We start from the raw sequence: 26,155 nt of genomic DNA, 5'->3' as shown, positions 1-26,155 counted from the left end.
CCTCCCCCGTGGCTTCCCCGCGTGGCCTCAGCCGGCCTGTGCGTGGTCGGTGGGGAACTCGGCGGCCGCCCTCTCCCGCAGAGCGGCGCGGTCGGGCTTGCCCGCAGGGGTGAGGGGCAGTTCGTCGGTCACCAGCAGCAAGCGCTCCGGATGTTTGCGGCGCTCCAGACCCCGCGCGTCCAGGTGGCCGCACAGGCTCTCAAGTCCCGGCTTCCGTCCGGCCCTTGGCACCACACACGCCGCGAGCCGTTCGCCCATCAGAGGATCGGGGACGCCGACGCACATCACCTCGCGGATGTCCGGGTGGGAGGAGAGCTCGCCTTCGACCTCGGCGGGGCTGATGTTCGCACCGCCGCGGATCACGATGTCCTTGAGGCGGCCGACGACCCGCAGGGTGCCGTCGGCGTCCAGCATGCCCAGGTCCCCGGTACGGACCCAGCCGTCGGCGGTGCGGTACCGCATGTTCAGCTCGGGGGTGCCGACGTAGCAGAGCGGGGTCATCGGGCCGCGCGCCACGATCTCTCCCGGTTCACCGGCGGTGCCTCCGGACAGCGGGGCGATACGGATCTCACACACGCCGGGGACGGGGCGGCCCACGGTGACCCCCGGGCCGCTGTCCGGGTGGTCGCCGGGGGCGCCTGGCCCGGTCAGGCCGCCGTGGCAGTTGACGCCGTCGGCCGAGCCGTAGAGGTTGACCACCGCGCAGCCGAAGGCCCGGCCGGCTTCGTCGCGGGTGGCCGCGTCGAGCGCGGAGCCGCCGAGTATCAGAGCGGTCAGGCCGATTGGCGCCACACGGACGTCCGGCAGCCGGTCGAGCATCATGCGCACCATGGTGGGCACGCCCAGCACATGGGTGGGCCGGTGGGCGAGGATCGCCTCCAGGGCCGCATCGGGCGTGAAGCGGTCGAGCAGGACAAGGGAGCCGCCGTGCCGGGCGAGAGTGACGGCGGTTCCGCTGCTGCCGAAGGCCGACGCGAGCGGCACCAGGAAGAGGCAGCGGGGCCGTATGCCGTCGCGGAGCAGCGGTGCGAGTGTGTTGCCACGGCCGCCCGCGAGCGCGTTGTGCGAGTAGGCCACCATCTTGGGCTCGGCCTCGGACCCGGAGGAGACCAGGATCCGGGCCGCGGTATCGGGGTCGGGGCGTGCGGGAGTGAACGCGGTCGCGTCGGCGCGCAGCAGGTCGGCCAGCGGGAGGCAGCCCTCGGGGACCGGGCCGGGGCCGGCGGCGATCACGGCGCGCAGGGCGGGCAGTTCGCCCGACAGTCCGGCCAGCTCCCGTGCGTGCTCGACGCCACGGTGTGCGGAGGCGGCGATCACCGCGCGGGCCCCGGAGCGGCCGAGTAGCGATACGGCCTCCCGCCCGCCGCGTCCGACCGGGAAGGGCAGGACGACAGCGCCCAGCGCGGCCACGGCGAGATCGGCCGCGACCGCCTCTCTGGTGTTGGGGAGCTGGACGCCCACCACGTCCCCGGGACAGACGCCTGCTTCGGCGAGCCCGGTGGCCAGACATCGTGCCTGGTGGTCCAGTTCCGCGTAACTGACCTCGCCGCGGGCGTCGATCACGGCTGTGGCATGCGGGTCGGCGGTCCGGCGGGCCCGGAACAGGGCGTACAGGTCCAGGTCGGGGCAGTGGCCCTCGGCGGCCCAGGCGCGCCGCAGCGTTGCGGGGACCAGATCGTGGAACCGGGAGGGGAGCGGGGCGGTCATGCGAACCTCCAGGGCGAGGGGATGACGAGGGATCCGTGGGAATCGCGGGTCAACGCCCCGCGCAGGCGTGGGTCCTCAGGAAGCGCACCGAGGTCGGTGGTGACGGCGGTGGCGGATCCGCCCTGCTCGCGTAGGGCTGCGACTGCCTGGTCGGACGGCAGCTCTCGCAGGCGCGCCGACTCGGCATGCGCCATGGGGGAGGACTCGTCGGACGGCGCCAGCCATCCGTCGGCGGTCGCCCACGGGCGGCGGAATCCGGCCGGGCGGCGCGGGGCCTGGCCCGCCGCGGCCCGTCGCACCGCGGGTGCGGTGAGCGTTTCCGTGGCACCGAGCAGTGAGGACTCCACCCGTACACCGCGCCCGCTGCGCTCGCGGAGCAGCAGACCGGCGAGCACGGCCTCGGCGCCGACGAGTCCGCCGAGCACATCGATCAAGGTCATGAGGGAAGGGACGGGCGGCTCGTCGGCCGGCCGGGCCGCTTCGCCGACGGCGGTACGGGCCTGCACCATGAAGTCGGTGCCCATGGGGGGATCGGGCAGGCGGCCCGCCCAGCCGCTGGTGTAGGCGTACACCAGGCGCGGGTTGACGGGCGCCAGATGGCCGGCGCCCAGCCCGAACTGTTCCGCCTTGCCCGGGGCCCAGTTGTGCAGGAAGACGTCCGCGCCGGCGGCCAGCTCCCGCAACTCGCCCTGCCCGGCAGCCGACTTGATGTCGATCTCCACGGCGCGCTTGCCGCGGTTGAGGGCGAGCCAGCGCGCGGAGACACCCGAGGCGCAGGGGGGCATGCCGCGCAGCGGGTCCCCGCCGGGCGGTTCTATCCGTACGACGTCGGCGCCGAGCAGGCCGAGCAGATGGGCGGCGAGCGGGGCCTGGACGCGGCGGCCCGCTTCCAGCACGGTCAGGCCGGAGAGTGGAAGGGCGTCGGAGGACAGGGCGCCGGGGGGAAGGGTACCGGAGGGCTGGGCGCCGCCGGGAAGGGGACGTGAGAAGAGGGAGCCGGGGGAGAGGGAGCCGGAGCTGGGCGGGGTCCCTGCCCCGGGAAAGGCTGCCAGCGTCCATGGTGCGGCGTCAGGCGCCGCCTCCGCCGCCCGCCCGGCCAGCGTATGCAGGGCGCACACCTCCGCCCCCGACGAGGCGGCGGCCTCCCGTATAAGCGTCCAGGAGACAGCGCGCGCTGTGTGGTGCAGCGCCTCGGGCAGAGGGGCGCAGGCGGTGGCGTAACGGAACTGGAAGGCGGGCCAGCCGGCGCGTATTGCCTCCTCGGGGGCGCCCAGCGTGCGCCAGAACCGGGCCCAGGGAGCGGGGTCCAGCGCCTCCAGCTCGAAACGGGTGCCACAGGCGGCGGTGAACGGCGGGCCGCCGGGAGCCGGGCTGACCGCCTCCGCCTCGGGTGCGTTCGCCGCAGCGGCGTACTGGGAGATCGTCAGCAGCGCCGCCCGGTCGGCCCCGGTGGCGAAGCCCGTGGCCCCGCCCCCGCTCCCGCCTCGCGCCCGGCCGAGAAGCGTGGCGAGCAGGCCCTGCACGGTGAGCACCGATGCGCAGGTGGCTGCGTAATCGACGGCCAGGCCCCGGGGTGCGCCGTCGCGTCTGCCGTGCACATGCATCATCCCGGTGGCTGCCTGGACGGTTGCCTCGTCGGCGGCGTCCGCTTCCGGCAGGATGTCCGCCCATGCGGTGTACGCCGTCACCTCGCCCAGTCCACCGCCGGTTGTGGTGAAACGCGCGGGCCCGGTCCGCGCGGCCGGCGTCTCCGGCACGCCGGCGCCCAGCGACCGCAGGTGGGCGAGTGCCGGAGCGGTGAGTGCGGCGGGCCCCGAGACCTGTACGTCCACGTCCTCCAGCGGCCGGTGCGCACCGAGGACAGCGGGGCTCCCCACGGCATGCGCGGTATTCACGGCATTCACGGTGTTCCTCTCCGGCGACGGCGGTGTGCGCCGCGTGTTGCGTACGGCGTGGACGTACGGGTGTGGGCGTACGGGAACCAGACGGCGACCGGGGCCGACCAACTCCACGGCCAGTAAGTCGGACTGCCGGTTCACCGAGTTCCCGGTGGATACGGAGGAAAGCGGTGAACCCCATGGATCGAGCGCAGGGCGCATCGAGGCTTCCGAGTGCGGACGCGGCCCGCGGCCCCGGCCCGTTCGGGCTGCCGGACTGTCCGCCCGGGGCTGCCGAGCTGCGGCGACGCGTAGCGGCCTTCGTACGGGAGCGGGTGATGCCCGCCGAGCCGGTGCTCGACGCGGGCGGACCGGCCGCGCACACCGCGTTGCGCAGGCTTAGGACGGAGGCGAAGGACGCCGGGTTGTGGGCGCTGCCGTTGCCCGAGGAGTGGGGCGGACAAGGGCTGCCGCTGTCCCGCTACGCGCACCTGGCCGAGGCCGAGGGGGCGAGCGACCACGGTCCCGCCGCCCTCGGTTCGGGCTCCCTGCTGGATGTGCTGATGCTCAGCCGCCACGCCTCCGGGCCCGTTCGCGAACGCCATCTGCCGCGTATCGCGACGGGTGAACTGCGCACCTGCTACGCGATGACCGAGCCCGACACGCCCGGCACCGACCCCCAGCTGACCGCGACCCGCGCCGAACCCGGCCCCGACGGGACGTGGACCCTGCACGGCCGCAAGTGGTTCATCACCGGAGCGGGAGACGCGGACCTGGTGACCGTGATGGCCCGGACCGGCGACGAGCTGTCGCTGCTCCTGGTGCCCACCTCAGCGCCCGGATTCCGGGTGGTGCGCGAACTGCCGGTGCTGGGCGTGGGCGGCCAGTGGGAGATCGAATTCGAGGGTGTCACCGTGCCCTCGGACCACCTGGTCGGCGAGCGCGGCAAGGCGCTGCGGATCGCCGGGGAGCGGCTGCGACTCGGCCGTGTCCTGCGGTGTCTGCGCTGGCTCGGACAGGCCGAACGGGCCTTTGACCTGATGCGCGACCGCGCCCGCTCGCGGAACCAGTCATCCGGCCCGCTGGCCGACCGCCAGCTCGTCCAGCAGCTCGTCTTCGACGCCTTGCTGGCGATCCGCACGACCAGGCCGCTGGTGTACGAGGCGGTGGCCCGCCTGGAGGCGGGCGGCGACGCCCGGGTGGAGACCGGGCTGGCCAAGGTCGCGGCGGCCCGGATGCTGCAACAGGTCGCCGACGCCGCGATCCAGGTGCACGGCGCGGCCGGTCTGGGTCCGGACACCGCGCTGCCGGGGCTGTTCCGTATGGGCCGTGCGGCCCGGCTGCTGGACGGCCCGGACGAGCTGCATATCGCTGCGGTGGCCCGCCGGGTTCTGCGTGATGAGGGCGGCACCTCGTGAACTCGGTGAACTCGGCCGGTCGGGCCGCGCATTCCGAGGGCCACGCTGCGCATCCCACGGGGGCATGCTGCGCATCCCACGGGGGCATGCTGCGCATCCCACGGGGCACGCTGCGACCTCCGCCGCCCACGCTCACGTTGCGCCCACGCTGCGCCCCCGCCCACGCCGCGCCCCCGCTCCGGTCACATCGTGAACGGCTCCGTCAGCCCGGTGAGTATCGCCAGTCCCCAGGCGAGGAAGAAGTCTCCCCAGATCAGCTCATGGTGCGTGGCGAGGCCGCGCCCGGCGTCGTAGCAACCGTCCAGCAACGCGCCCGAGGCCGACTGGTGCGCCTCGGTCAACCGACGCAGGATCAGCCGCCCCCGGGTCGCCAGACGGTCGCCTTCCGGCCCGTCGCCCGCTGCCCGTGCGAGCGTGGCCAGCTTCAGCGCGGCCACCGCCTCGATCGCCGCGGCGGACGTGTCCACGGGCCCGAGCGGACACCCGTCCTGAGCCGGAGGGACGAGCCGTGCCCCCGGCGCGAGGCGCAGTGCGGCAAGCCGCCCTGCCGCCTCCCGCAGGCGGTCGTCGTCCCCGAGCCGGTGGAGCCCGTCGGCGGTCCCCAGCAGCAGCCACGCCGCGGTACGGCTCCAGCCGGGCGCGGGCTCGGCGCAGGCCGCCCACGTACCGTGCGGCCGGGCCTGCCAGGCGGGGCGCGGCGGGTCCTCGGAGAGGCACAGGTCAAGATGCCGGGTGAGATGGCCGTACGCGGCAGCCCGACCACTGCCCCTACCGTCTCCACTGCTCGCACTGCTCCGACTACCCTCGCTGCTCCCACCGTCTCCACCGTCCGGCGCACAGGCCAGCAGCGGCACCAGCCCCGGCACCCCGTCCGCGCGCGCCAGCAGCCGCGGCCCGCCGAAGGCATCGCCCCACGGCACCAGCCCCCACTCGCCTTCGTACGCGGCCAGGCAGGCCCGCGCCGCCTCCGCCCTCAGCCGGTCCGCCGCCACGTCGCCGCCGGGGCCCGCGGCCAGAGCGGTGCCGTACCAGAGCACCAGCCCGCGGGTGGCGGTGTCCTGCCGGATCCAGTACCGCAACCGCTGGGTGCCGTCGGATGCCGCCGCCCGGTGCGCCGGGTCGCCCGAGGACAGGGCACGCCACCACAACAGACCCGCCCAGAACCCCCCGGTCCATGAACCCCGGGAGGTGGACTTCCACGAACCGCTGTCCCGGTCCGCGTACAGCGGGAAGCGCGGACCGACCTCGTCCGCCGTCACGGAGACCCGCTCCAGGAGGGAGGCGAGCGCCGGGCCGGCCCAGCCCGAGGTTGCCGGGTCGGACCATCCTGCCGTTTCCGGATCGGTCCCACCCGCCGTTTCCGGGCCGGTCCCACCCACCATGTCCGAGTCGATCCCACTCACCGTTTCCGAGGGCGTATGCATCCCGCCTCCTTCACTCTCCTTCATTCGTCCTCCTCATTCGCCCTCCTCTTGGCCACGCGACCGCAGGGGCACGGCAACCACTGCCGCCCCTGCGAACTCGGCTGCCACCAGCAGCCATCCCGGCCCGTAGCCGGCGGCCGAGACCAGCGCGCCGAACAGCGGCGGGCCCACCGCGAACCCGGCGAAGAAGCCCGCCGACACCAGGGCCGAATCCTGCCCGGCACGCCCCGGTGCGGCTCGTTGCAGCACCAGGACCATGGACACCGCGTTCGCCGACACCGCGAACGATCCGACGGCCATCGCGGCCACCCACACCAGCGGATGCGCCAGGACCGCGGCGGCGAGAAACAGCGCCGCGCCCACCGCCCCGGCCGCCAGCAGGGCGGGCAGCGCCTCGGCTCGTCCCGGCCGCCCCGCCACCCGTGCCCACCCCATGCGCCCGCCGATGCCGGCCACGCCCAGGACGGCCACCAAGGCGGCGGCCGTGGTCGGGGAGAGGCCCAGGCGCTGCGAACCGAACAACGCCAGGTAGGTGTTGACCGAGGCGATTCCGCAGCCGAGCAGCAGGGAGAAGACCGCCAACTGACGTGTCAGGCCGCGCACGGGCCGGGGAGGGCGGCCGGCCGGAGCCGCCGCGACCGCGTCGGGCGGCAGTACGAGGGCTGCCCACGTCGCGGCCAGCGCTGCCGTGCCCGCCGCCGTCCACACCGCACCACGCCAGCCCACCCCCGCGGCCAGCAGCGACAGCGGAAGTCCCGCTACGAAGGCACCGAATTGGACCCCGGACTGCTTCAGCCCGGTGACCCCACCCCGCCGCTCGGCCGGGACGGTGGCCAGGATCAGCTTGTTGGTCGCCGGGTTGGCCAGGGCCTGCGGCAGACCGCCGAGCGCCACCGCCAGCAGCAGCACCGCTGTCCCCGGAGCGGCCCCGATCAGCGCCAGAGAGACGGCGGCGAGCAGCAGCAGGGCCACCAGACAGCGCCGCGGCCCCACCCGGTCCACCAGCCGCCCCGCCGCCGGCGACAGCAAGGCCGCCGCGCCAAAACCCGCCGTCGTGGTCAGGCCCAGCACCGTACGGGAGATCCCCAGCTCGCCGACCAGCCGCGGCCCGAGCGCGCCGATCAGGAAGAGCTGCATCATCGAGAACGCCATCGCGGACGTCAGCAGCAGCGTCACCGCCGGACCGGCGCATGGCGGCCGGGCCGCCATCTCGCCCTCGGGCCCGGCGGATCCCGATTCCGTCCCACGCTCCACCCGCACCGCAACCCTCCCGAAACACCGGCCCCGTCTCTCCTGAGGCCGGGCCCAGTCAGTCGTACGGACCGGGCCATCAGTTCCCGGTGAGGCCGCCGGGAGGGGAGACCCGGCGAAAGGGAGGGGGACCGGCCGGACGGCGGAGCCAGGCCGGAGGCGTAGCGCAGGCCTCCCCTATCTCCTGCGCTGCCACCCGGTTGACCACCCACGAACTGGTTTAGCGGATCCGGACAACAACTGGGCCCGAGGTGCCATGCACCCTCCCCTACGGATGAACCGGCTGGCACGATGACCAACATGACTGCCGGGTCGGTTTCACGAGCTGCGCGCGCCGCGATCTTCGCGGTGGTGTGCGTGACGACCGCGGCCCTGGGACATGCGCTGATGTCCGCGCGGCCGTTGCCCGCATGGGCGCTCGTAGCCGCACTCGGGGCAACGGGCTCGGCGGCTTGGTGGTCGGCGGGCCGGGAACGCGGCGGAATCGCCGTGACCGGCTCCACCGTCGTGGCCCAACTGGCTCTGCACTCCCTGTTCGGCCTGGCGCAGTCCTGCCGGTCCGTCCTCGGCCAGGAGACCACGCACTCCGCGTCCATGGCGCCAAGCGGCGATATGACGGGGATGAGTCATCTGGCGGGCATGGCCGGCCGGCTCGCCGCCTCCACCGCGCACAGGGGCGATATCGGTGCCCTGCGCGGCGAGATGAGCGAGTTGCGGATGGTGCACTCCGGCCACGGCACCATCGGTATGTTCCTCGCCCATGTGCTGGCCGCGCTGGTGTGCGGGTTGTGGCTGTGGCGCGGCGAGGCGGCCGCGTTCCGGCTCGCCCGCAGCGTGGCCGCGGTGTGGTTCGCGCCCCTGATGCTGGTCCTGGCGACGCTGGGCCGGCCGGGCCGGAGGCCGACCGCGCGTTGGGTGGCCGGTGGCGGTCATGTCCTGCGCCTGCGCGGGGTGTTCCTGCACCACGTCCTGTCCCGCAGGGGCCCGCCGAACCCGTCCTTCTGCTGCTGACCGCCCGCCGACGCCGGGTCCCTCCCCGGCAAGTGCCCGGGACTCCGCGATGCGGTCATGGACGCCACTGCCGCCCATGACGCGCTGTTGTCGGGGGAGTAGCCCGGGATCCCCACCACTCCCTTTTCCTGCAAGGTCCCTTTTCCGCAAGGCCCATTGCGTCTTCCGGCAAGGTCCCTTGCATCGGTGGCGGGCGGAGTACCGGCGTGTCCACGCGGCTGCCGCCCCGTACCTCCGGGTACCTCTGTGGGCGCTGCCGGACCACACGCCGGCCCTTGCCCCGCGGCTCTCCGGCCTGCCCGTAGCGCCCGTCGGCCGTCGCCCCGGACGGCCTCACGGGCCGTCCGCGGGGGCCCGGAGTGCCGCTCACCGACGAGGCCGTGCCATGCCTTGGCAGGCCCCGTACCCTCCGAAGGACGTGTGGCGATGATTCCTGCCCTTTTCGATCCGGCCGGCGGCAAGCGGACCGCCGCGGACGACGCGCAGTTGACCGCCCTGGCGCTGGCCGCCCGCAGTGGCGACCCCGATGCCGTCGAGCGCTTCATACGCGCCTCCCACCGCCATGTATGGCGCTTTGTGGCCCACCTGAGCGGCGAGACGAACAGTGCCGACGACCTCGCCCAGGAGACGTTTCTCCGTGCCCTCACCGGTCTGCCGCGCTTCGCCGGCCGCTCCTGCGCCCGTACCTGGCTGCTGTCGATCGCCCGCCGGGTGGTGATCGACCGCTACCGGTCCGCCGCAGTCCGTCCGCGCATCGCCGATGTCGACGACTGGCAGGCGGTCGCGGAACACCGCCAGCCCAGCGGACTGCCGGGCTTCGACGACGGGCTGGCACTGAGCGAGCTGCTGGAAGCGCTGGACGGCGAGCGGCGCGAGGCGTTCGTGCTCACCCAGTTGGTGGGGATGCCGTACGCGGATGCCGCGGCGATCGTGGGCTGTCCCATCGGCACGGTCCGCTCCCGGGTGGCCCGTGCCCGCGCCGACCTCACCGGCTGGCTGAGGTCCGCCGAGAGGTGCGCACGACGCCCTCAGGCGGTCGCCGCGTGACCCACCCCGGCTCCGGGTGATCACCGTGTTGCCGGTGCGCCGCCCCTACGGCGGACGGCACCCCTCAGGGGTGGCGTACCGGCAGTTCCCGGCGATGCAAGAACCGCAGCCGTTCGCTGCGTGCCCGGCACCGAAGCCCCCCCGCCATAGTTTCCTCAGGGAAATAGTTGCCGCACGGCAGTTTTACGTGCGGTCATCGGGTAGGTGAGGGCGTGACGGTATGACGGGGAGAGCAGGGAGGAGCAGTCATGGCAATGGCAGCGGCGCAGACCCACATCTCGGTGAACCGCTCGGACAGGAGCGCCGCAGGTGCGGCTGCTCGGCCGGCTGTGCCGCAGGTGGAGGAGGCTCAGTGCGTCGCCCCGCAGGACGCGCGCCGCCTGTCGAAGCTGTTCTTCGGGCAGTTGTCGGACCTGGAGGAAGGCACCCCGGAGTACCAGTACGCGCGCAACACGCTCATCGAGATGAACCTGTCGCTGGTGCGCTATGTAGCGCGCCGATTCCGCAGCCGCGGGCAGGAGATGGAAGACATCACGCAGGTCGGGACGATCGGTCTGATCAAGGCCATCGACCGCTTCGATGTGGCGCGGGAGAACGAGTTCACCACCTTCGCCATCCCCTACATCACCGGCGAGATCAAGCGGTTCTTCCGTGACACGACCTGGTCCGTGCATGTCCCTCGGCGGCTGCAGGAGTTGCGTGTGGACCTCGCCCGCGCTCGTGAAGAGCTCGAAGGGCGCGGCAATCCCGAGCCGTCCGTCGCCGACTTCGCCGTCCACCTGGGGCTGGGGGAGGAGGAGGTCATCGAGGGGCTGATCGCCTGCAACGGTTACGACGCCGGCTCCCTCGACCGGCCCATCGAAGCGGGCGGCAGCAAGCAGCAGACCGGGCTCGTCGCCGACCTGATAGGCAACGAAGACCCCGCTCTCGCGCTGGCCGAGGACCTTCAGGCCCTCAAGCCGCACCTGGCCCGGCTGGACGAGCGTGCGCGCACTCTCCTCGAACTGCGCTTCGGCGCCGAGATGACACAGACGGAGATCGGCGAGGAAATGGGCCTGTCCCAGATGCACGTCTCCCGCCTTCTGACCCGCACCTACGCCACCCTGCGCGAAAGCCTCCTCGCCGAGGCGTAGCCGAGGACCCTCGCGCCATCGGCCCGGTGTGCAGACGACCTGTCGTCGGCACACCGGGCCGAGGTGTCAGGGCCGGTGGTGCCATGTGCCTGCCGCTTCGCGCAGCTGCACCACGCTTACAGTTCATTTCCCTTCGGATGGTTCCTCGGGAAGCGAAAGTGTGGTGATGGACACGCCTCCGGCATACGGGCGAGGGCATGCGCTTGGCCGAATGTGCACTAGCGGAAGCAGTGCATCCGACGTGGCGAGCTCGTGGTCGCACCCCGGGGTGACCGAAATTGATTCCTACTGGCTCGTAACTTCCCTCGGCTGCCGGGAAATTGTTTTCCGAGCTTGTTGCCTGGGGTCACCCCAGCAGATAGCGTTCCAATGGCGGTGATCAAGATCCGGGGATTTCGGACCTTGGAGGGGGGGCGATTCGATTGGATGCACAAGCGTTTACTGCGCCCTCCGGTCGAATGACGATCGGCATTGCGGCAGCCTCATGGTGACCTGGGTTTTCGTCGCGACGATTTTCGCGATGGTGGCCGCGCCGGGACCGTCATTCATGGTGTTGGTGAATGAGACGCTGCGGTTTGGACGTGGGGCCGGGTTGGTGACCATTCTCGGTAGCAGTACCGGGCTGCTCATGTGGGCGGCGACCTCCGCCCTCGGGCTGGCCGCACTGACGCAGACCTCTCCGCTGGTGTTCACCGCCTTCAAGCTGGTGGGTGCCGCCTACCTCTGTTATCTCGCGGTAATGACGGTGCGCAACCGGTGGAAGTTCGGCCAACAGCCGGAGGCGCCCGAGGACTACGGCGCCGCCGACCTGTGGCGCTCCTACCGGTCAGGGCTGGTCACCAGTGCCGCCAACCCCAAAATGGCCACCGTCTACCTGGCGCTGATCCCGCAGTTCCTGCCGGCCGGCGGCGGTTCGCCCGCCGACGTGGTCACCCTGACCGCCGTGCAGATCATGATCAGCGCCGGCTGGTACGCGGTGGTGGTCACCCTGGTCGGCCTGGCACGGCGGCTACTGGCCATGCCGGCGATGCGGGTGGGACTGGCCTGGGTGAGCGGGGCGGTTCTGCTGCTCCTCGGGCTGCGCACCGCGGTGATGACGGGACCCATGGCCTAAGGGGTGTCTTCCTGGTCCGGCCTGATCGGGGAGACACCTCCTGGCGGAACAGCCGGAAAAGCGAACAACTCCATGGAAGAGGAATTGCCTTGACGTCTCCTGTGAAGGTTGACACCCGGGTATGCGAGGTCATCGCAGCCGTACTCGGAACGTCCGCACCGGCCGAAATCAAGAATGACGACGAGTTGCGCGGGATCGGAATCGACTCGTTGAGCATCCTTGAAATCGTCGTCCGAGTCGAGAAGGAATGCGGCATCACGATCGGCGACAGCGAGATATTCGAGGCCGCGCTGTGCCGGGTCGACGATCTCGTGAAGCTGGTCCAGTCGCACGTGAAAAATTCCTAGAAACGAGGATCGGAAAAGCATGGTGAATTCGGCAGAAGCCTCGCTGGCCGCTGAAGATATCGTTCCCACTCACTGGTACAACGTGCTGTCCGACCTCAGCGGCGTCGAGGAGGCGGCAAAACTGCGCCAGGCAAGGCCGGAGACCCGCGAGAGCGGTGGCGCGGTCACCCCGCAGATCCCGCTGTCGATGTACCGGCAGAGCATGGGCCAGGAGCGGTTCGTCGAGATCCCGCAGCCGGTGCGCGAGGAGTACCTGCGCTGGCGGCCGACCCCGCTCCACCGGGCACGCCGCCTGGAGCAGCTGCTCGACACCCCGGCCCGTATCTACTACAAGTACGAGGGCACCAACACCACCGGCAGCCACAAGCTGAACACCGCCCTCGCCCAGGCCTACTACTACAAGCAGGCCGGCATCACCAGCCTGACCACCGGCACCGGTGCCGGCCAGTGGGGCTCGGCCCTCGCCGTCGCCTGCCGCATCTTCGGCCTCGAATGCACCGTCTACATGGTCCGGGTCAGCTACGACCAGAAGCCCTACCGCCGGATCATGATGGAGATGAACGGCGCCAAGGTCATCTCCAGCCCCAACGAGAACTCCGAGGCCGGCCGGGCCGCGCTGGCCCGCGATCCGAACACCGACGGCAGCCTGTCCATCGCCAACGCGGAGGCCTTCGAGCACGCGCGCCAAGTGGAACGCTGCAACCTCTCGGTGGGCAGTGGCGAGAACCACGTCCTGCTGCACCAGACCGTGATCGGGCAGGAGGCGGTCCGGCAGTTCCGTGCGATCGGCGACTTCCCTGACGTGGTGATCGGCTCGGTCGGCGCGGGCAGCAACTTCTCCGGCATCACTCTGCCGTTCTTCCACGAGAAGGTGCGCGAGGGCCTGCAGACCCGGTTCGTCGCGGTGGAACCGGAGGCGTGCCCCAAGCTCACCAAGGGCCGCTACGCATGGGACTACAACGACTACACCGGCATCACGCCGATGACCAAGATGTACACCCTGGGGCACACCTTCGTCTCCCCGGGCATCCACGCCGGCGGCCTGCGCTACCACGGCGCCGCCCCCTTGGTCAGCGCGATGTACCACCAGAAGCTGATCGAGGCGGTGGCCTACGCACAGCGTCCGGTGTTCGAGGCCGGACTCACCTTCGCCAATGAGGAGGGCATCATCCCGGCCCCCGAGTCGGCGCACGCCATCCGCGGCGCGATCGAAGAGGCGCTGCTGGCCAAGAAGGAACGCAAGGAGAAGGTCATCCTGTTCAACCTCAGCGGCCACGGGCTGCTCGACCTCTCGGCCTACCAGCAGTTCCTCAGCGGGAACATGACCGACATGGCGGCGTCGGACGAGTTGATCGCCGCCTCGCTCGGACGCTTGCCGGCCATGGACGACCTGGGCGCGGCTGCGCGCTGAAGGCGAGCCTTACAGATGGGGAGACAGGCCGTGCAACACCTGACTGACAGGGTGCTGGACGTGGCAATCGTGGGCACCGGTCCGCGAGGGATCTCGGTGTTCGAACGGCTCGTGGCCAATCTGATGGCCGAGACGGAGCCGCCGAGCGTCAGAATCTGGCTGATCGACGCGGTGGAACTGGGAGCGGGCCGGATCTGGCGGACCGACCAGGAGACCAGCTTCCTGATGAACACCGTCGTCGGCGAAATCAGCATGTTCTCCGGGGTCTTCGACGGTGAACCATGCCGGCCGGGCGCCGGCCTGTCCTTCCAGCAGTGGTTACCCACACAGCCGGAACCGGAACTGTCCGGACTGGACCATGACGACTACGCACCGAGGTACGCCTACGGCCGGTATCTGCGGTATGTGTACGACTCGGTGGTGCGTGCCATGTCCGGACTCGGCGAGGTCGTCGAAGTGGTCGGCAAGGTGACCTCGTTGCGGGAGAACGGCAACAGCTACGCACTTCGCGTGTCCACCGCGGACGAGGAGCGCACCGTGACCGCCGACGCGGTGGTGATCACCACCGGGCACGCCCAGGCGGAGCTGTCCGAGCACCAGTCGGAGCTGGCGCGGTTCGCACAGGACCGGTCCGCGCTCCGCTACCTCAGCGGGGATTCGGCCGCCGACCTGGACCTGCAGTCGATTCCGCCCGGCGCCACGGTCGGCGTCGTGGGGCTCGGCCTGTCCTTCTACGACATCCTGATGTCCTTCACCGTCGGCCGGGGCGGGAAGTTCAAGGTGAACGGCGACGGGGCGATGTGCTACGTGGCTGGCGGCAACGAGCCCTCGGTGGTCGCGGGCTCGCGCAGCGGACTGCCGATCCGTTCGCGGGGCCGCAACCAGAAGGGGGTGACCGGCCGCGCAGCGCCGAAGTTCCTCACCTCGGCCGCCATCGGCCAACTGCGCGAGCGCAACGCGGTGCACCGCGGCAACCCCGCCCTGGACTTCGACCGCGACGTGCTGTCCCTGCTCCAGGCCGAAATCAACTATGTCTACTACACCACCCAGGCAAGGACCCAGCACGGCCCTGAGCGTGCCGAGGAGGTCGGCGCCGAGCTGTACGCACACGGCCCGGAACTGGCGCGCTGGCGCGAGGTGGTGGAGCGCCACGGACTCGAAGACGTGGAGCCGGTCGACCTGGACCAGCTGTCCAGACCGTTGCACGCCAAGCGGTTCGACTCCGGCGCCGATGTGGTCGCCGAGGTACGGCGCATCCTGCTCGCCGACATCACCGAGGCCGGTCAGGGCAACGTGGACAGTCCGCTCAAGGCCGCGCTGGACGCCATCCGCGACTCCCGCGAAGTGCTGCGGCACGCCGTGGACTTCGGCGGCCTGACCCCGCGATCCCATCGGGCCGACTTCCTCGGCCGGTTCGTCGCGCGCACCTCGACACTCTTCACCGGGCCGCCGCTGGAACGCACCGCGCAGTTCCTGGCCTTGATCAACGCCGGGGTGCTCGACGTGGCCGGGCCGGACGTGGTGCACGGATGCGACGCCGAGCAGGACCGGTTCTTCCTGGAATCCCCCGCCGTCGAGGGCTCGCGCAGGCACTGTGAGGTGCTCATCGACTCCCGGATCCCGACCGCGGGACTGATCCGCAACACCGATCCGCTGATGCGGCAGCTGGTCGAGGACCGGATGGCCGTCGACTTCGTGCACGGCGACACCGAAGAGATGTTCGCCACCGGGGCACTGCACATCACTCCGGCCGAGCGCCGGGTGATCGCCGCTGACGGCCGGCCGCACCGCGCCCTCTACGCGCTGGGCATCCCGACCGAGCGGGTGTGCTGGTTCACCCAGATCGGCAACGGCCGGCCGGGTGTGCACACCTCCTTCTCCAGGGATGCCGACGTGATAGCACTCAGCGTGCTGCGCCGGGCCGCGTCCAACACCTTCCAGTGATCGGGGACAAGTTGTCCGGGCACGACGATGCGTACCAGGAGTTCCGCGCCGCACGGGACCTCCTTCTGCACCACGCCAACGACCAGGACGCCGCGCGCAAGGCGTTCCGCTGGCCGCGGCCACGGCACTTCAACTGGGCGACCGACTGGTTCGACCGGATCGCCGAGGGCAACGACCGGGTGGCGCTGCGCATCGTCGGACAGGGGGAGCTGACCTTCCAGGAGCTCTCCCGGCGTTCCGACCGGGTCGCCGGCTGGCTGCTGTCGCAGGGCATCCGCCGGGGCGACGTGGTGATGCTGCTGATGGACAACCGGATCGAGCTGTGGGAGCTGATGCTCGCCCTGATCAAGGTCAGGGCCGTTGTCGCACCCGCCTTCATCACCATCTCGCCCGAGGAGCTGCGCACCAGGATCGGCAGGGCCGGAGCCCGGCATGTCATCGCCGACCACCGGATCGTGCCGGGGCTCGCCGTGGACGGGCTCGGGACCCGGATCATCGTGGGCGGGGAGCACGAGGGCTGGACCGACTTCGCCACCTCGGCCGAGCACGAGGGCGGCTTCGTGCCGGAAGGCCCCACCGAGGCCGACGAGCCGCTGTTCTACTACTTCACCTCCGGCTCCACCTCGCGGCCGAAGCTGGTGGTGCACACGCACGTCAGCTACGCGATCGGGCATCTGGCGAGCATGTACTGGAACGGGCTGAAGCCGGGGGATGTGCACCTCAACGTCTCCGCCCCGGCCTGGGCGAAGTACCCGTGGAGCTCGCTGTTCGGGCCCTGGAACGCCGAGGCCACCGTGGTGTCCATGGACAACGCCGACGCGACCCCGCAGCGGCTGCTGGAGGTACTGGGGACCGGGACGGTCACCAGCTTCTGCGCGCCGCCCAGCATCTGGCGGGCACTGATCCAGACCGGGTTGCCGGACGGCCTGCCCGGGTTGCGGCACGCGGTCAGCGTCGGTGAACCGCTCATGGGTGACGTGGTCGAACAGGTCCGCAGACTGGCCGGGGTGACCGTCCGCAACGGGTTCGGACAGTCCGAGGTCACCGCCATGGCCGGGGTCACCGCCTCCTCCCCGGCGGACCCGGTGTCCATGGGCTACCCGCTGCCGGGCTACGAGCTGGTGGTGGTCAGGCCCGGCACCGACGAGCCGGCCCAGGAGGGCGAACTGTGCCTGGACCTGGCCAATGAGCCCGTCGGCATGATGCGCGGCTACCTCGACCCGGAGGACAACGCCACCAGCCATACCCCGTGCGGCCTCTACCGGACCGGTGACCTCGCCCGATGGGACGGCGACGGTTCCCTGGTCTACCTCGGGCGCCGCAAGGACGTGTTCGAGGGACCGGACGGGGCGCTGATCGCTCCCCTCGAACTGGAACACGTACTGGTGCTGCACCCCGCCGTCGCCGAACTGTCCGTGGTACCGGTGTCCGAGGACACGGCACAGGTACCCAAGGCGTACGTCGTGCTCAGCGCCGGCTGGAACGCCAGCCGTGCCACCGCCGAAGTGCTCTTCGCGCACCTGCACAAACAGCTGCCCGCGCCCAAGCTCGTGCGGTTCCTGGAGTTCGTGGACGACCTGCCCCGCACCGAATCGGGCAAGGTCCAGCGCGAGGCCGTCCGACGGCTGCGCAGGTCCCGCAACGTCGAGTTCGCCGCCGGTCCGCCGACCGCCCTGGCGTAGCCCCGGCGTCGCGTCCGGCCGGCTTCTTGAGGTGGTCCGGCCGAGCCGGCCGCCCTCGCAGGGGCGCATCTCCGCCGAACTCGCGTGGGCGGAAGGAAAGTAGCACGGACTGCGGACGTCATAAGCGCCGACGGCTTCGCCTGACTTTCACTCACCACTCGGCCGGAAATTCGGTGTTGGGCTCGATATCCGCGCCTCGGCTGCGGGATTCCAGGATGCAGATGGCGAAATGAGAGCGCGACGCCTGAAATATGACCGGGCGGGGCGGGGAAGCCGGAATTCAGAGAGCGACCGCCGGCCACGTTGTGTGCACGGAAAGACGGCAGATTTCGCTTAACATTCAGACTTTTCCCGTTTGATTTCGACTCGTGTCGCGGCGTAGCGTGGGAAGTGGTCCGGCTGGACAGCTGGATGACCAATCAGAGAACCAAGGAGGCACGATGAGCTTCCGAAGCGTATTCCCCCGTAGGCATGGCGACGACTGGGACTACTACGGCGGCCGAGGCGGATACGGTCGTGGACGTGGCGGCGGCTATGGTCGTGGACGCGGCTTCGGCCGTGGACGCGGCTTTGGTCGAGGCGGCGGTTTCGGCCGAGGTGGCGGTTTCGGCCGCGGAGGCCGTTTCTAGCAGCCCCACGGGTCAACTTCGAGGCTGGTCCCCACTCATGAGGGCTGGCCTCGAAGGTGCTGTGAGAGGGAAATGCCGATCGCGCCGATTCACGTTCGCGCTCTCGCCCCCCAGAACGGCTGGTCTTCAGCGGCTCATTGAGCCGACGGATCGCCCCGACGCTCCGGACGATATTCCGGTCGGCGTTCCGAGTATCCGGGCAAGGACCAAGGGAAACGCTGCGTGAGGCACATTGGGTCACACGCAGCGCGCTTCCGGGCCTTCCCTGCCCGTGGTATCCAGTATTCCCGTCGACGGCTTGCATCGCAATCGCAGCTGTGCAACGCGCTTTTTGTGCAATCCTCGCGGCGACCGTGTGCGCGGACCTGAGCAGACGGCCGCATTCATTCACATGCATTATTCATGTAGCGCGATACATGATCGTGTGAGGTAAAGTGAAAGCGTGACCTCGGTCCACTCCACCGCCACCGGCGCCGCCACCTGGTCGTGCTGACGGAGGCGGGAAGGCGGCGGCTGCGCGCCGCGACCGCCGCGCAGCAGGCGGTGGAAGGCGAGCTCTTCCGTTCGCTGACCGACGCGCAGCGCTCGCTGCTGACGCGGCTCCTCGTTCTGGTGCGCGACGACCTGACCGACGGCGACGCGCACTGCGTCGCCCCTGCATCACCACGGACGCCCCCGCACTCACCATGGTGACGATGCCGTCACGTGTGGCGAGCGCGGGGGCGGTACGCAGAAGCGGCGTTCTTGCCGCCCGGCGTGCGGTGGCGTCGTATCGGCTAGCGGGTGACGTGGATGGTCAGCGGCGCGGATACGCGGTCCGTCCTCGGGTGCTGGTGGTGCGCGTCGGTCGCGTACAGCACCGAACGGAACTGCAGCTCGCCCGTCCGGGCAGCCTTGACGTTCACGCGCACATCGGAGCCGAAGTCCTGCTTCACCGTGTGCCACTTGCTCCAGTGGCCGGGCTTGCCGGACCGCTGCTGTATGACGAGCGTGGTGTGCCACTCGGCATCGCTGTCGCCCTGGCCGTGCACCTTCACGACCTGGCCGACATGCACCGTGTGCGGAGTGGCCTCGATCGAGATGTCGCTCTTCGCGAACGCCGGGGATGTCGCCAGTGCCGCCGAGGCCACACCCAGCGAACCAATCACAGCTAACCGCTTCAGGCCGTTCTTCATGCCATGTCTCCTTGAATGCCTACGTTCCCCATGCGCCAACTAGGGCTGAGAATCCCTAATTGGCGCGCTTTCAAGGAGATAGAGGCGCTTTCGGGGCAGGAGGTTGATTCCCGATGGTCACTACTTCGGCACGGTGGCCGCCCCGCTCGCGGCACTCCTCACGGCCCGGCAGGAATCCCGGCAGGACGAGCCGGTGCGGCGCAGGGGATACCGGGCGAGTGGCGTGGCCGGGGCAGGGTCAGCCGGGAACGATCAGGTCGATGCCGTAGGCCGCGACCGCGAGGCAGGCGGCGAAGCACAGCACGGCCGTGGCGGTCGCCACCTTCCGGTGCCGGCCTCTGGGTGCCTCGGGGGCGGGCTCCCCGTGTCCGGTGCGGGCCCATGCGGCCACTCCGAGCGAGAACATCACGACCACCACCACGGTGACCCCGAGGCTGACACCGAAGACCCCGGCGAGAGTGCCCCAGTCGATGTTCATCCCCTTGCCCCTTCCTCCGCTCTTCTCTCCGGACCTTCCCCGAAGAGGGCCGGCCCGGACGGGTCGGTTCAGGCCGCCGACTTGACAGTGGGCTTCGTGGCGGGGGCCGGCACCTCATTGACGTTCTCCGCGCTCACCGGACGACGGCGCGAGAGCACGTAGAAGCCCGCCGCGGCAGCCAGCGCGACGCCCGCGACCAGGGCCACCCCCATGGTGCCCTGATCGGCCACCCACGCGGCCAGGCCTCCCACGACCGCCGCGGCCGGCAGCGTCAGCAGCCAGGACACCGCAATCCGCCCGGCGACGCCCCAGCGCACATGTGCCAGCTTGCGGCCCAGCCCCGCACCGAGGATGCTGCCCGTGCACACCTGGGTGGTCGACAGGGCGAAGCCCATGTGCGAGGAGGCAAGGATCACCGCGGTCGCGCTGGTCTCGGCGGCGAAGCCCTGCGGGGCCTGGATGTCGGTGAGTCCTCTGCCCATGGTCCGGATGATCCGCCAGCCGCCCACGTAGGTGCCCAGGGAGATCGCCAGGCCCGCGCTCAGCACCACCCACCAGGGCGGCCCCGCGCCATGGGCGAGCACCCCGCTGGAGATGAGGGCGAGGGTGATGACCCCCATCGTCTTCTGGGCGTCGTTGGTGCCGTGCGCCAGCGCCACCAAGGACGCCGACCCGATCTGCCCCAGACGAAAGCCTTTCCCGGCGGCGCGTGCCGACGTCCGCCGGGTGATCACATAGGCGAGGTAGGTGGCCAGCAGCGCCACCACGCAGGCCACCACCGGCGAGGCCACCGCGGGAATCACGATCTTCTCGATGATCGTGCCGAAGCGCACCGCGGAACCTCCGGCCCCCACCCACACCGCGCCGATCAACCCGCCGAACAGGGCGTGGGACGAGCTGGAGGGCAGCCCGAGGAGCCAGGTGACGAGGTTCCACAGGATCGCCCCGATCAGCCCGGCGAAGATCATCACCAGGGACACTGCGCTGTCCTGGACGATGCCGCCCGAGATCGTCTTGGCCACCTCGGTGGAGAGGAAGGCTCCGCCCAGATTGAGCAGACCCGCGACGGCGACGGCGACCTTGGGGCTCAGTGCCCCGGTGGCGATGGAGGTGGCCATCGAGTTGGCGGTGTCGTGGAATCCGTTGGTGAAGTCGAAGGCAAGGGCCGTAAGGATCACGGCCACCAGCAGGAAGGAGACAGATGCCATCCCGGTCCTCCACATCGAGGGCGGTCCGGCCGCGCGGGCCCTACGGAACCATCTGTGCGAACCGCCGTCCCTCTCCCACGCTAAGCGCCGCTCCGAATCGTCGCCAATGCGGCGGCGCGGTCCGGTCGGTGGCGCGGTCCGGTCGGTGGCGGCCGGCTGCGGCAGCGCCGTGCCGGACCCGGTGGCGGACGCCGAGCGGTAGGACGACCTCGGAGCGCCGCGCCACCTCGCCATGGGCAGCCCGGGGCCGAGTCGCGCCATGAGGGACGAACGCCGGTTGCTCCCCGTCAACCGGCCGCTCGTATGTCCTCGTCAGACCGTTGCGGATGAGCGGTCAGAACCCCACAGACCGCTCACGGTCGTCAGCTGCTCCGGTCCGACCAGCCGTGCGGCCAGCGCGAGCCCCGCCTCATGGGCCTCGGCGCCCGCGTACGTCTGACTCGCGTCGGTGACGATCCGCGGCCTGAAGCCCCGTTCGAAGGCGTCGACGGCCGTCTTCAGTACGCACATCTCCGTCGCAATCCCGCAGATCACGAACTCCGTCCACGTACGGAGCCGGACCAGCTTGTCCAGTTCCCCGGTGAACGCGGAGTACTGCACCTTGTCCACCACGGCTACCGAGCGGGCCGCGTGGTCCGTGAGTGGTGCGATCAGCTCGTTCTCCGGAGGCGAGCGAAAACCGGTCCAGTGCATGAGCCGTTCGTAGGGTGAACCCGGCGGGTTGAGGAACCGGGTGAAGACGACATCCCGCCCGGTGCGCTCCCAGCGCTCGACCAGGTCGACCACGGTGGGCACGACGGGGGCCGTCTCCGGGGTGATGAACCCGTTCTGCATGTCGACGACCACCAGGACTTCGGTCATCCCCGCACCTCGGTGCTCTCGCCGGCCAGCCACTTCTGCCATGCGGGGGCGCGGTGGGCAGGCCCCGGCCGCATCGACGTCCCCACCCAGGACCGCACCGGCCTGATGCCGTGCAGTGCGTTCACCAGCCACACCTCTTTGCCTTCCAGCTCTTCCACCGGTACCTGTCGCTGCCCGATCGGAACACCGAGCCGCGCGGCCCGTTCCTGGATCACCGCCGTGGTGACGCCGCCCAGCACGGGCAGTTCCGGGGACGGAACGCAGAGCCGGTCCCCGTCCCACCACAGCACGCTCGCAAACCCGGCTTCCAGGACCACGCCCGACTCCGTGGTGAGCAGTGCTTCCTGCGCGCCCCTTTCCGCCGCCCGCCCGCGCAGCGCGCCGAGTGCGTCGAGGTCGGGTCCCTTCAGACGCGCGGCCGTCCTGGGATCGGCGGTGTCCGACACCCACACGCTCACCGTCCCGCTCCGTGCCGGTGACGGCCGGACCCGCACACGCAGCTCGACCGGCTCCTCGGCGGACAGCTCCACGCGCGGGAACCAGTCGCCGGCCCGGGGGAGCTGGCCGAGGGCAGCCTGCCAGAACGCCGACGAGGTCTCCTGGGACACACTCCCCACTTCGGCACAGCCCCGCAGGAATCGTTGCCGGTGCAGGTCGATGCGGCGCACACGGCCGTCGCTGAGCAGCCAGGAATCGGCCAGGGACAACCGGGTCCGTGTCGTGGGGGCCGTCGGGTCCGCCGGCAGCAGGGAACCATCCCGCCAGAGGAACAGCTGGTCCCCTCCCGGGGGCGGGCCCACGTCGCTCACCACTTCCCGCTTCTGAGGATGTGCCTGCGCAGCTTCCCGTTGGGTGTGCGGGGGAGTGCGTCCACCAAGTGCACGATGCGCGGGACCTTGTGGGGCGCGAGCCTGTTCCGCGCCAGGGCGACGAGCTCGGCCGGCAGGGAATCAGGCCGGCCGGCCGGGCCCCCGGGTACGACGAAGGCGTGCAGCTGGGTGATGCCCTGGGTGTCCGCGAGCACGGCCACGCCGACTTCCTTCACCGCGGAATGATCGCCCAGCACGGCCTCCACTTCCAGCGGGGAGATGGTCACGCCGCCGACCATTTCCATGTCATCGGCGCGACCGGTGTGCCGGTAGGACCCGTCCTTGCCCCGCACCACGCGGTCGTGGGTGGCGAGCCAGCCGTCCACCAGCGTCCGAGCCGTGTCCTGGGGGCGGTTGAGGTATTCCGCCATCACCGTGGGACCGCTGACCCACAGGTCACCCTCGACCTCGTCGGCAACCGGATTGCCCGCCTTGTCACGCACATCGAGCCGGTACCCGGGGACGGTGCGGCCGATCGTACCGGGCAGGCAGAAGTCCACCCCGTTGGAACAGAACGCGTGGCCGACCTCGGTCGAGCCGAGTTGGTCCAGCACCGGTGCGGACAGGAACTCGGAGATCCGGCGGCCCAGGCCCGGACGCAGGTTCTCGCCCGCCGACACGGCGGCCCGAACGGTGGCGAACGCCGAGGGGTCACCGCTGCTGATCAGGTGGGCGTACGCGGACGGTACGGCGTAGAGCAGGGTGACGCCGTGGCATGCGATCGCGTCACGCACCGCCCCCGGCGTCTGCCGGTCGCCGAGCAGTACGACGGAGGAACCGGTGTACAGCGGGAAGGCGAAGGCGTTCCCGAACCCGTAGGCGTAGAACAGCTTCGACAGGGACAGACCGACGTCGTCCGGACCGATGTGGAAGACCTCTTCGCCCACCGCCCGCGCATAGACGGCCACGTCCTGGTGGCGGTGCGGCACCCCCTTGGGGACGCCGGTGGTCCCCGACGTGTACTGCACATAGAGACGCGCGTCGGAGCTGAGCGGCCGGGGCTCGGTGGCCGCTGCGTGTGCGGCCGCCGTCATCAGCGTCTCGATGTCCAGCACGGCGGTGCCGTCGAAGCCGCCGGCCCGTTGTGCCGTGGTCACCACCAACGCTGCCTTGCAGTCGTCGACGATGAACCGGTGACCGTCGGCGGTCAGATCGGGATTGACGAGGACGGCGGTCGCGCCGAGGACCGCGGTGCCGAGGAACGCGGTGATCCACCCGATCCCGTCGGGCAGCGCGACCACCACGTGGTCGCCCGGCCGGACCCCGTGATCCGCCAGGACCGTCGCCGCCCCGGCGGCCGACTCGTGCACCTGCCCATGGGTCCAGGTGCGTTCGGCGGTGTGTACGGCGGGGCGGTCGAGCCAGCCCGATCGCGCGGCCCGCTCGGCCAGGTCGGCAGCTATGTTCACCATTGTGCAGTCCTTGTCGGTCCGGCGCCCGGCAGCTCCACCGGCTGCTCGGCCGCAGAGAACAGCGCACGGAGCGGCGCCGCGGCCTTGAGCAGCACCTCCGCGTACTCCTCTTCCGGGTCGGAATCCAGCACGATCGCTCCGCCGGCGCCGAGGTGCATCATTCCGTCGGCGAAGACCGCCGTGCGGATGACGATGTTCAGATCTGCCGTGCCGTTGCAGGACAGGTAGCCCAGCGTCCCCGAGTAGACACCGCGGGCCTGTGTCTCCAGCCCGTCGATGATCTCCATGGTCCGCAGCTTCGGAGCCCCGGTCATGGAACCGCCGGGGAAGCAGGCGCGCACACAGTCCACCGCGTCAGCCCCCGGCCGGAGCTTGCCCCGGACCGTCGAGACGAGCTGGTGGACCGTCGGGTAGCTCTCGACCGCCATGAGTTTGGGCACGTGGACACTGCCCACCTCACAGACCTGTCCGAGGTCGTTGCGCAGCAGGTCGACGATCATGAGGTTCTCGGCGCGCGTCTTGGCGCTGTTGGCCAGTTCGCGCTTGAGTTCGGTGTCCTCCGAGGGCACGGCATGCCGTGGGGCCGTACCCTTGATGGGCTTGGACTCCAGGATCCGCTGCCGGTCCAGCTTCAGGAACCGCTCGGGTGACGAACTCGCGATCTCCACGTCGCCCAGCCGCAGGAAGGCGGCATACGGTGCCGGGTTGTACCGGCGCAGCCGCCGGTAGAAGTCGAAGGCGTCATCGACGGCAGGGAGCTCGGCGGCGGTGGTCAGGCAGATTTCGTAGCTCTCGCCCGCCACGAGTGCGTCCTTGCACCGTGCGATGTCTTCCAGGTACTGCTTCCGGTCCCGGACCAGCCACGGCTCGACCAGTGCCTCGTTCGTGATCTCCGTGGTCACCAACCGCACCGGTTCGGCGGGCGGAAGTTCGCGCAGGGATGTGAGGGTGTCGTCGAGCCAGTGGTTGGCGGACAACTCGCCCTCCACGCTGTTCTCGGCGAGGCACAGCAGGTAGGTCAGACATTCGTGGTGGTCCACGACGACGAGCCGGTCGGCGAACAGCCAACTGGCGTCCGGTGTGCGGGCCTGGTAGCGGTTGGGCGAACCAAGGCTGCCCTTGAGTTCGTAACCGAAGTAGCCCACGTAGCCGCAGGCGAAGTCGAACGGCAGCCCGGCCCGGTCGGTCCGGCGCTGCTGGAGCTGGTCCTGAAGGTAGTCGAAGACGTTGCCGGGGATGCGGCGGGGGAGTTGGCCCTGCCGTTCGACGTGCACCACGTCCTCGGCGCTGTCATAGCGCACGAACTCGGACAGCGGGCCGCTGCCGTCGCCGAGGAAGGAGAAACGGCCACGCCCGGGGTCGGTCTGGGCGCTGTCCAGCCAGAAGGCCCGTGAGGAGTCGGCGAACAGCTGGGAGAAGGCCGATTCGGTGTCCACGGTGGACTCGAAGAGGCTGACGTGCAGTCGGTACTTCGGGTTGTGCACAAGGGCCTCGACGTCCGCCGGGGCGGGGCGTGGCCGGCTGGTGACCTGCACCGGCCGCGGCCGGCGTTCGAGGGTGAGGTCCCGGAAGTTGGCGATGAGCTCCGGTCCGAATTCGCTGGCTATCGACTCGGGGTGGAACTGGACCCCCCACAGCGGCCGGTGCCGGTGCCTGAGCGCCATCAGTACGCCGTCCTCGGACCAGCCCATGCCTTCGAGTTCGTCGGGCAACGGTTCCCGCACGCACAGCGAGTGGTACCGCACCGCGGTGAAGTGCTGCGGCAGCCCACGGAAGAGATCCCGCCCGTCGTGACGGACGGTGGTCAGATGGCCGTGTTTGGGGGCCGGAGCGGGCACCACCTCCGCCTGCGAGCCGAGTGCGATCCCCTGGTGCCCGAGGCACACGCCCAGCACCGGCACGGTCGCCTCGGCCAGAACGCGCGCGGAGATGCCGAAATCCCGTTCCCTGCCCGGGTGTCCGGGACCCGGGGAGATGACCACGTTGTCGAACGTGTCCCAGGCCGGCGCGCCGCTTTCGGGAACGTCGTTGCGCACCACCGTCGGCTCCTCGCCGTTGACGACGGCGAGGAGCTGGAACAGGTTGTACGTATAGGAGTCGTAATTGTCGATCAGCAGAGTCCTCATCGAGGCTGCTCCTCCCGAGCCAAGGGCCCGC

At 70.6% G+C, this 26,155-nt stretch carries 21 protein-coding genes; 10 read left to right on the top strand and 11 right to left on the bottom strand.

Annotation, left to right across the window (positions count from 1 at the left end):
• Window positions 1–27 precede the first annotated feature (27 nt).
• Complete coding sequence (locus D9V36_RS03945; protein WP_129292517.1) at window positions 28–1,707, bottom strand: class I adenylate-forming enzyme family protein; 1,680 nt, start codon at window positions 1,705–1,707, stop codon at window positions 28–30.
• Entirely contained in the window at window positions 1,704–3,584 is a 1,881-nt protein-coding gene (locus tag D9V36_RS03940) for a CoA transferase (RefSeq protein ID WP_431357742.1), read from the bottom strand. Before D9V36_RS03940 ends, D9V36_RS03945 begins: the two co-directional genes overlap by 4 nt.
• Window positions 3,585–3,784: 200 nt before the next feature.
• Between D9V36_RS03940 and D9V36_RS03935 the strand changes: the two genes are divergently transcribed.
• Window positions 3,785–5,002, top strand: a complete 1,218-nt coding sequence (locus D9V36_RS03935; RefSeq protein WP_129292515.1) for an acyl-CoA dehydrogenase family protein — start codon at window positions 3,785–3,787, stop codon at window positions 5,000–5,002.
• Window positions 5,003–5,184: 182 nt separating this feature from the next.
• Here the strand turns inward: D9V36_RS03935 and D9V36_RS03930 are convergent, their stop codons facing one another.
• Both D9V36_RS03930 and D9V36_RS03925 read right to left on the bottom strand, forming a co-directional pair.
• Window positions 5,185–6,426, bottom strand: a complete 1,242-nt coding sequence (locus tag D9V36_RS03930; protein ID WP_241720693.1) for a sugar ABC transporter permease — start codon at window positions 6,424–6,426, stop codon at window positions 5,185–5,187.
• A 33-nt stretch (window positions 6,427–6,459) separates the two neighbouring features.
• A complete protein-coding gene (locus tag D9V36_RS03925) occupies window positions 6,460–7,635 on the bottom strand; it encodes an MFS transporter (protein WP_129298166.1) in 1,176 nt (391 codons plus the stop codon).
• Between the two features lie 333 nt (window positions 7,636–7,968).
• Between D9V36_RS03925 and D9V36_RS03920 the strand changes: the two genes are divergently transcribed.
• From D9V36_RS03920 to D9V36_RS03875, 9 genes are all read left to right on the top strand, one after another.
• Window positions 7,969–8,688, top strand: a complete 720-nt coding sequence (locus D9V36_RS03920; RefSeq protein WP_129292514.1) for a hypothetical protein — start codon at window positions 7,969–7,971, stop codon at window positions 8,686–8,688.
• A gap of 426 nt (window positions 8,689–9,114) precedes the next feature.
• The gene (locus tag D9V36_RS03915) at window positions 9,115–9,735 is read left to right on the top strand and encodes a sigma-70 family RNA polymerase sigma factor (protein ID WP_129292513.1); all 621 of its coding nucleotides are present in this window, start codon (window positions 9,115–9,117) and stop codon (window positions 9,733–9,735) included.
• A 248-nt stretch (window positions 9,736–9,983) separates the two neighbouring features.
• Complete coding sequence (locus tag D9V36_RS03910) at window positions 9,984–10,868, top strand: SigB/SigF/SigG family RNA polymerase sigma factor (RefSeq protein ID WP_129292512.1); 885 nt, start codon at window positions 9,984–9,986, stop codon at window positions 10,866–10,868.
• Between the two features lie 484 nt (window positions 10,869–11,352).
• Window positions 11,353–11,982: a LysE family transporter gene (locus tag D9V36_RS03905; protein WP_129292511.1), complete on the top strand. Its 630-nt coding sequence runs from the start codon at window positions 11,353–11,355 to the stop codon at window positions 11,980–11,982.
• 89 nt (window positions 11,983–12,071) lie between these two features.
• Complete coding sequence (locus D9V36_RS40675; protein ID WP_164992870.1) at window positions 12,072–12,329, top strand: acyl carrier protein; 258 nt, start codon at window positions 12,072–12,074, stop codon at window positions 12,327–12,329.
• A gap of 19 nt (window positions 12,330–12,348) precedes the next feature.
• Complete coding sequence (locus tag D9V36_RS03895) at window positions 12,349–13,740, top strand: TrpB-like pyridoxal phosphate-dependent enzyme (RefSeq protein ID WP_129292510.1); 1,392 nt, start codon at window positions 12,349–12,351, stop codon at window positions 13,738–13,740.
• 30 nt (window positions 13,741–13,770) lie between these two features.
• Complete coding sequence (locus D9V36_RS03890; protein WP_164992869.1) at window positions 13,771–15,684, top strand: FAD/NAD(P)-binding protein; 1,914 nt, start codon at window positions 13,771–13,773, stop codon at window positions 15,682–15,684.
• A complete protein-coding gene (locus D9V36_RS03885) occupies window positions 15,681–17,366 on the top strand; it encodes an AMP-binding protein (RefSeq protein WP_241720692.1) in 1,686 nt (561 codons plus the stop codon). The genes D9V36_RS03890 and D9V36_RS03885 overlap by 4 nt, the downstream gene beginning before the upstream one ends.
• 1,115 nt (window positions 17,367–18,481) lie before the next feature.
• Window positions 18,482–18,688: a hypothetical protein gene (locus tag D9V36_RS03875; protein ID WP_129292508.1), complete on the top strand. Its 207-nt coding sequence runs from the start codon at window positions 18,482–18,484 to the stop codon at window positions 18,686–18,688.
• Window positions 18,689–18,771: 83 nt separating this feature from the next.
• On the opposite strand, the gene D9V36_RS03870 is transcribed toward D9V36_RS03875, so the two are convergent.
• From D9V36_RS03870 to pabB, 7 genes are all read right to left on the bottom strand, one after another.
• Window positions 18,772–19,170 (bottom strand): hypothetical protein, encoded by a 399-nt coding sequence (locus tag D9V36_RS03870; RefSeq protein WP_129292507.1) that lies wholly within the window; start codon window positions 19,168–19,170, stop codon window positions 18,772–18,774.
• A 238-nt stretch (window positions 19,171–19,408) separates the two neighbouring features.
• The gene (locus D9V36_RS03865; protein WP_129292506.1) at window positions 19,409–19,648 is read right to left on the bottom strand and encodes a hypothetical protein; all 240 of its coding nucleotides are present in this window, start codon (window positions 19,646–19,648) and stop codon (window positions 19,409–19,411) included.
• A 68-nt stretch (window positions 19,649–19,716) separates the two neighbouring features.
• Window positions 19,717–20,856 (bottom strand): inorganic phosphate transporter, encoded by a 1,140-nt coding sequence (locus D9V36_RS03860; RefSeq protein ID WP_129292505.1) that lies wholly within the window; start codon window positions 20,854–20,856, stop codon window positions 19,717–19,719.
• Window positions 20,857–21,168: 312 nt separating this feature from the next.
• Complete coding sequence (locus tag D9V36_RS03855) at window positions 21,169–21,717, bottom strand: cysteine hydrolase family protein (RefSeq protein ID WP_129292504.1); 549 nt, start codon at window positions 21,715–21,717, stop codon at window positions 21,169–21,171.
• Window positions 21,714–22,526 (bottom strand): aminotransferase class IV, encoded by an 813-nt coding sequence (locus D9V36_RS03850; protein WP_241720691.1) that lies wholly within the window; start codon window positions 22,524–22,526, stop codon window positions 21,714–21,716. Before D9V36_RS03850 ends, D9V36_RS03855 begins: the two co-directional genes overlap by 4 nt.
• The gene (locus D9V36_RS03845) at window positions 22,523–23,998 is read right to left on the bottom strand and encodes an AMP-binding protein (protein WP_206739594.1); all 1,476 of its coding nucleotides are present in this window, start codon (window positions 23,996–23,998) and stop codon (window positions 22,523–22,525) included. Before D9V36_RS03845 ends, D9V36_RS03850 begins: the two co-directional genes overlap by 4 nt.
• The gene (gene pabB, locus D9V36_RS03840) at window positions 23,992–26,124 is read right to left on the bottom strand and encodes an aminodeoxychorismate synthase component I (protein WP_129292502.1); all 2,133 of its coding nucleotides are present in this window, start codon (window positions 26,122–26,124) and stop codon (window positions 23,992–23,994) included. The genes D9V36_RS03845 and pabB overlap by 7 nt, the downstream gene beginning before the upstream one ends.
• Window positions 26,125–26,155 lie beyond the last annotated feature (31 nt).

Source organism: Streptomyces lydicus, assembly GCF_004125265.1.
Classification (GTDB): domain Bacteria; phylum Actinomycetota; class Actinomycetes; order Streptomycetales; family Streptomycetaceae; genus Streptomyces; species Streptomyces lydicus_C.
The sequence above is the reverse complement of the archived record's forward strand: the minus strand, read 5'-3'. Positions and strand labels throughout refer to the sequence as shown.

Bases quoted from the DNA above. Each gene is read 5' to 3' on its own strand.
- D9V36_RS03945 (WP_129292517.1), bottom strand. From the start codon at position 1,707: ATGACCGCCCCGCTCCCCTCCCGGTTCCACGATCTGGTCCCCGCAACG.
- D9V36_RS03935 (WP_129292515.1), top strand. From the start codon at position 3,785: ATGGATCGAGCGCAGGGCGCATCGAGGCTTCCGAGTGCGGACGCGGCC.
- D9V36_RS03930 (WP_241720693.1), bottom strand. From the start codon at position 6,426: ATGCATACGCCCTCGGAAACGGTGAGTGGGATCGACTCGGACATGGTG.
- D9V36_RS03925 (WP_129298166.1), bottom strand. From the start codon at position 7,635: ATGGCGGCCCGGCCGCCATGCGCCGGTCCGGCGGTGACGCTGCTGCTG.
- D9V36_RS03920 (WP_129292514.1), top strand. From the start codon at position 7,969: ATGACCAACATGACTGCCGGGTCGGTTTCACGAGCTGCGCGCGCCGCG.
- D9V36_RS03915 (WP_129292513.1), top strand. From the start codon at position 9,115: ATGATTCCTGCCCTTTTCGATCCGGCCGGCGGCAAGCGGACCGCCGCG.
- D9V36_RS03910 (WP_129292512.1), top strand. From the start codon at position 9,984: ATGGCAATGGCAGCGGCGCAGACCCACATCTCGGTGAACCGCTCGGAC.
- D9V36_RS03905 (WP_129292511.1), top strand. From the start codon at position 11,353: ATGGTGACCTGGGTTTTCGTCGCGACGATTTTCGCGATGGTGGCCGCG.
- D9V36_RS03895 (WP_129292510.1), top strand. From the start codon at position 12,349: ATGGTGAATTCGGCAGAAGCCTCGCTGGCCGCTGAAGATATCGTTCCC.
- D9V36_RS03870 (WP_129292507.1), bottom strand. From the start codon at position 19,170: ATGAAGAACGGCCTGAAGCGGTTAGCTGTGATTGGTTCGCTGGGTGTG.
- D9V36_RS03865 (WP_129292506.1), bottom strand. From the start codon at position 19,648: ATGAACATCGACTGGGGCACTCTCGCCGGGGTCTTCGGTGTCAGCCTC.
- D9V36_RS03860 (WP_129292505.1), bottom strand. From the start codon at position 20,856: ATGGCATCTGTCTCCTTCCTGCTGGTGGCCGTGATCCTTACGGCCCTT.
- D9V36_RS03855 (WP_129292504.1), bottom strand. From the start codon at position 21,717: ATGACCGAAGTCCTGGTGGTCGTCGACATGCAGAACGGGTTCATCACC.
- D9V36_RS03845 (WP_206739594.1), bottom strand. From the start codon at position 23,998: ATGGTGAACATAGCTGCCGACCTGGCCGAGCGGGCCGCGCGATCGGGC.
- pabB (WP_129292502.1), bottom strand. From the start codon at position 26,124: ATGAGGACTCTGCTGATCGACAATTACGACTCCTATACGTACAACCTG.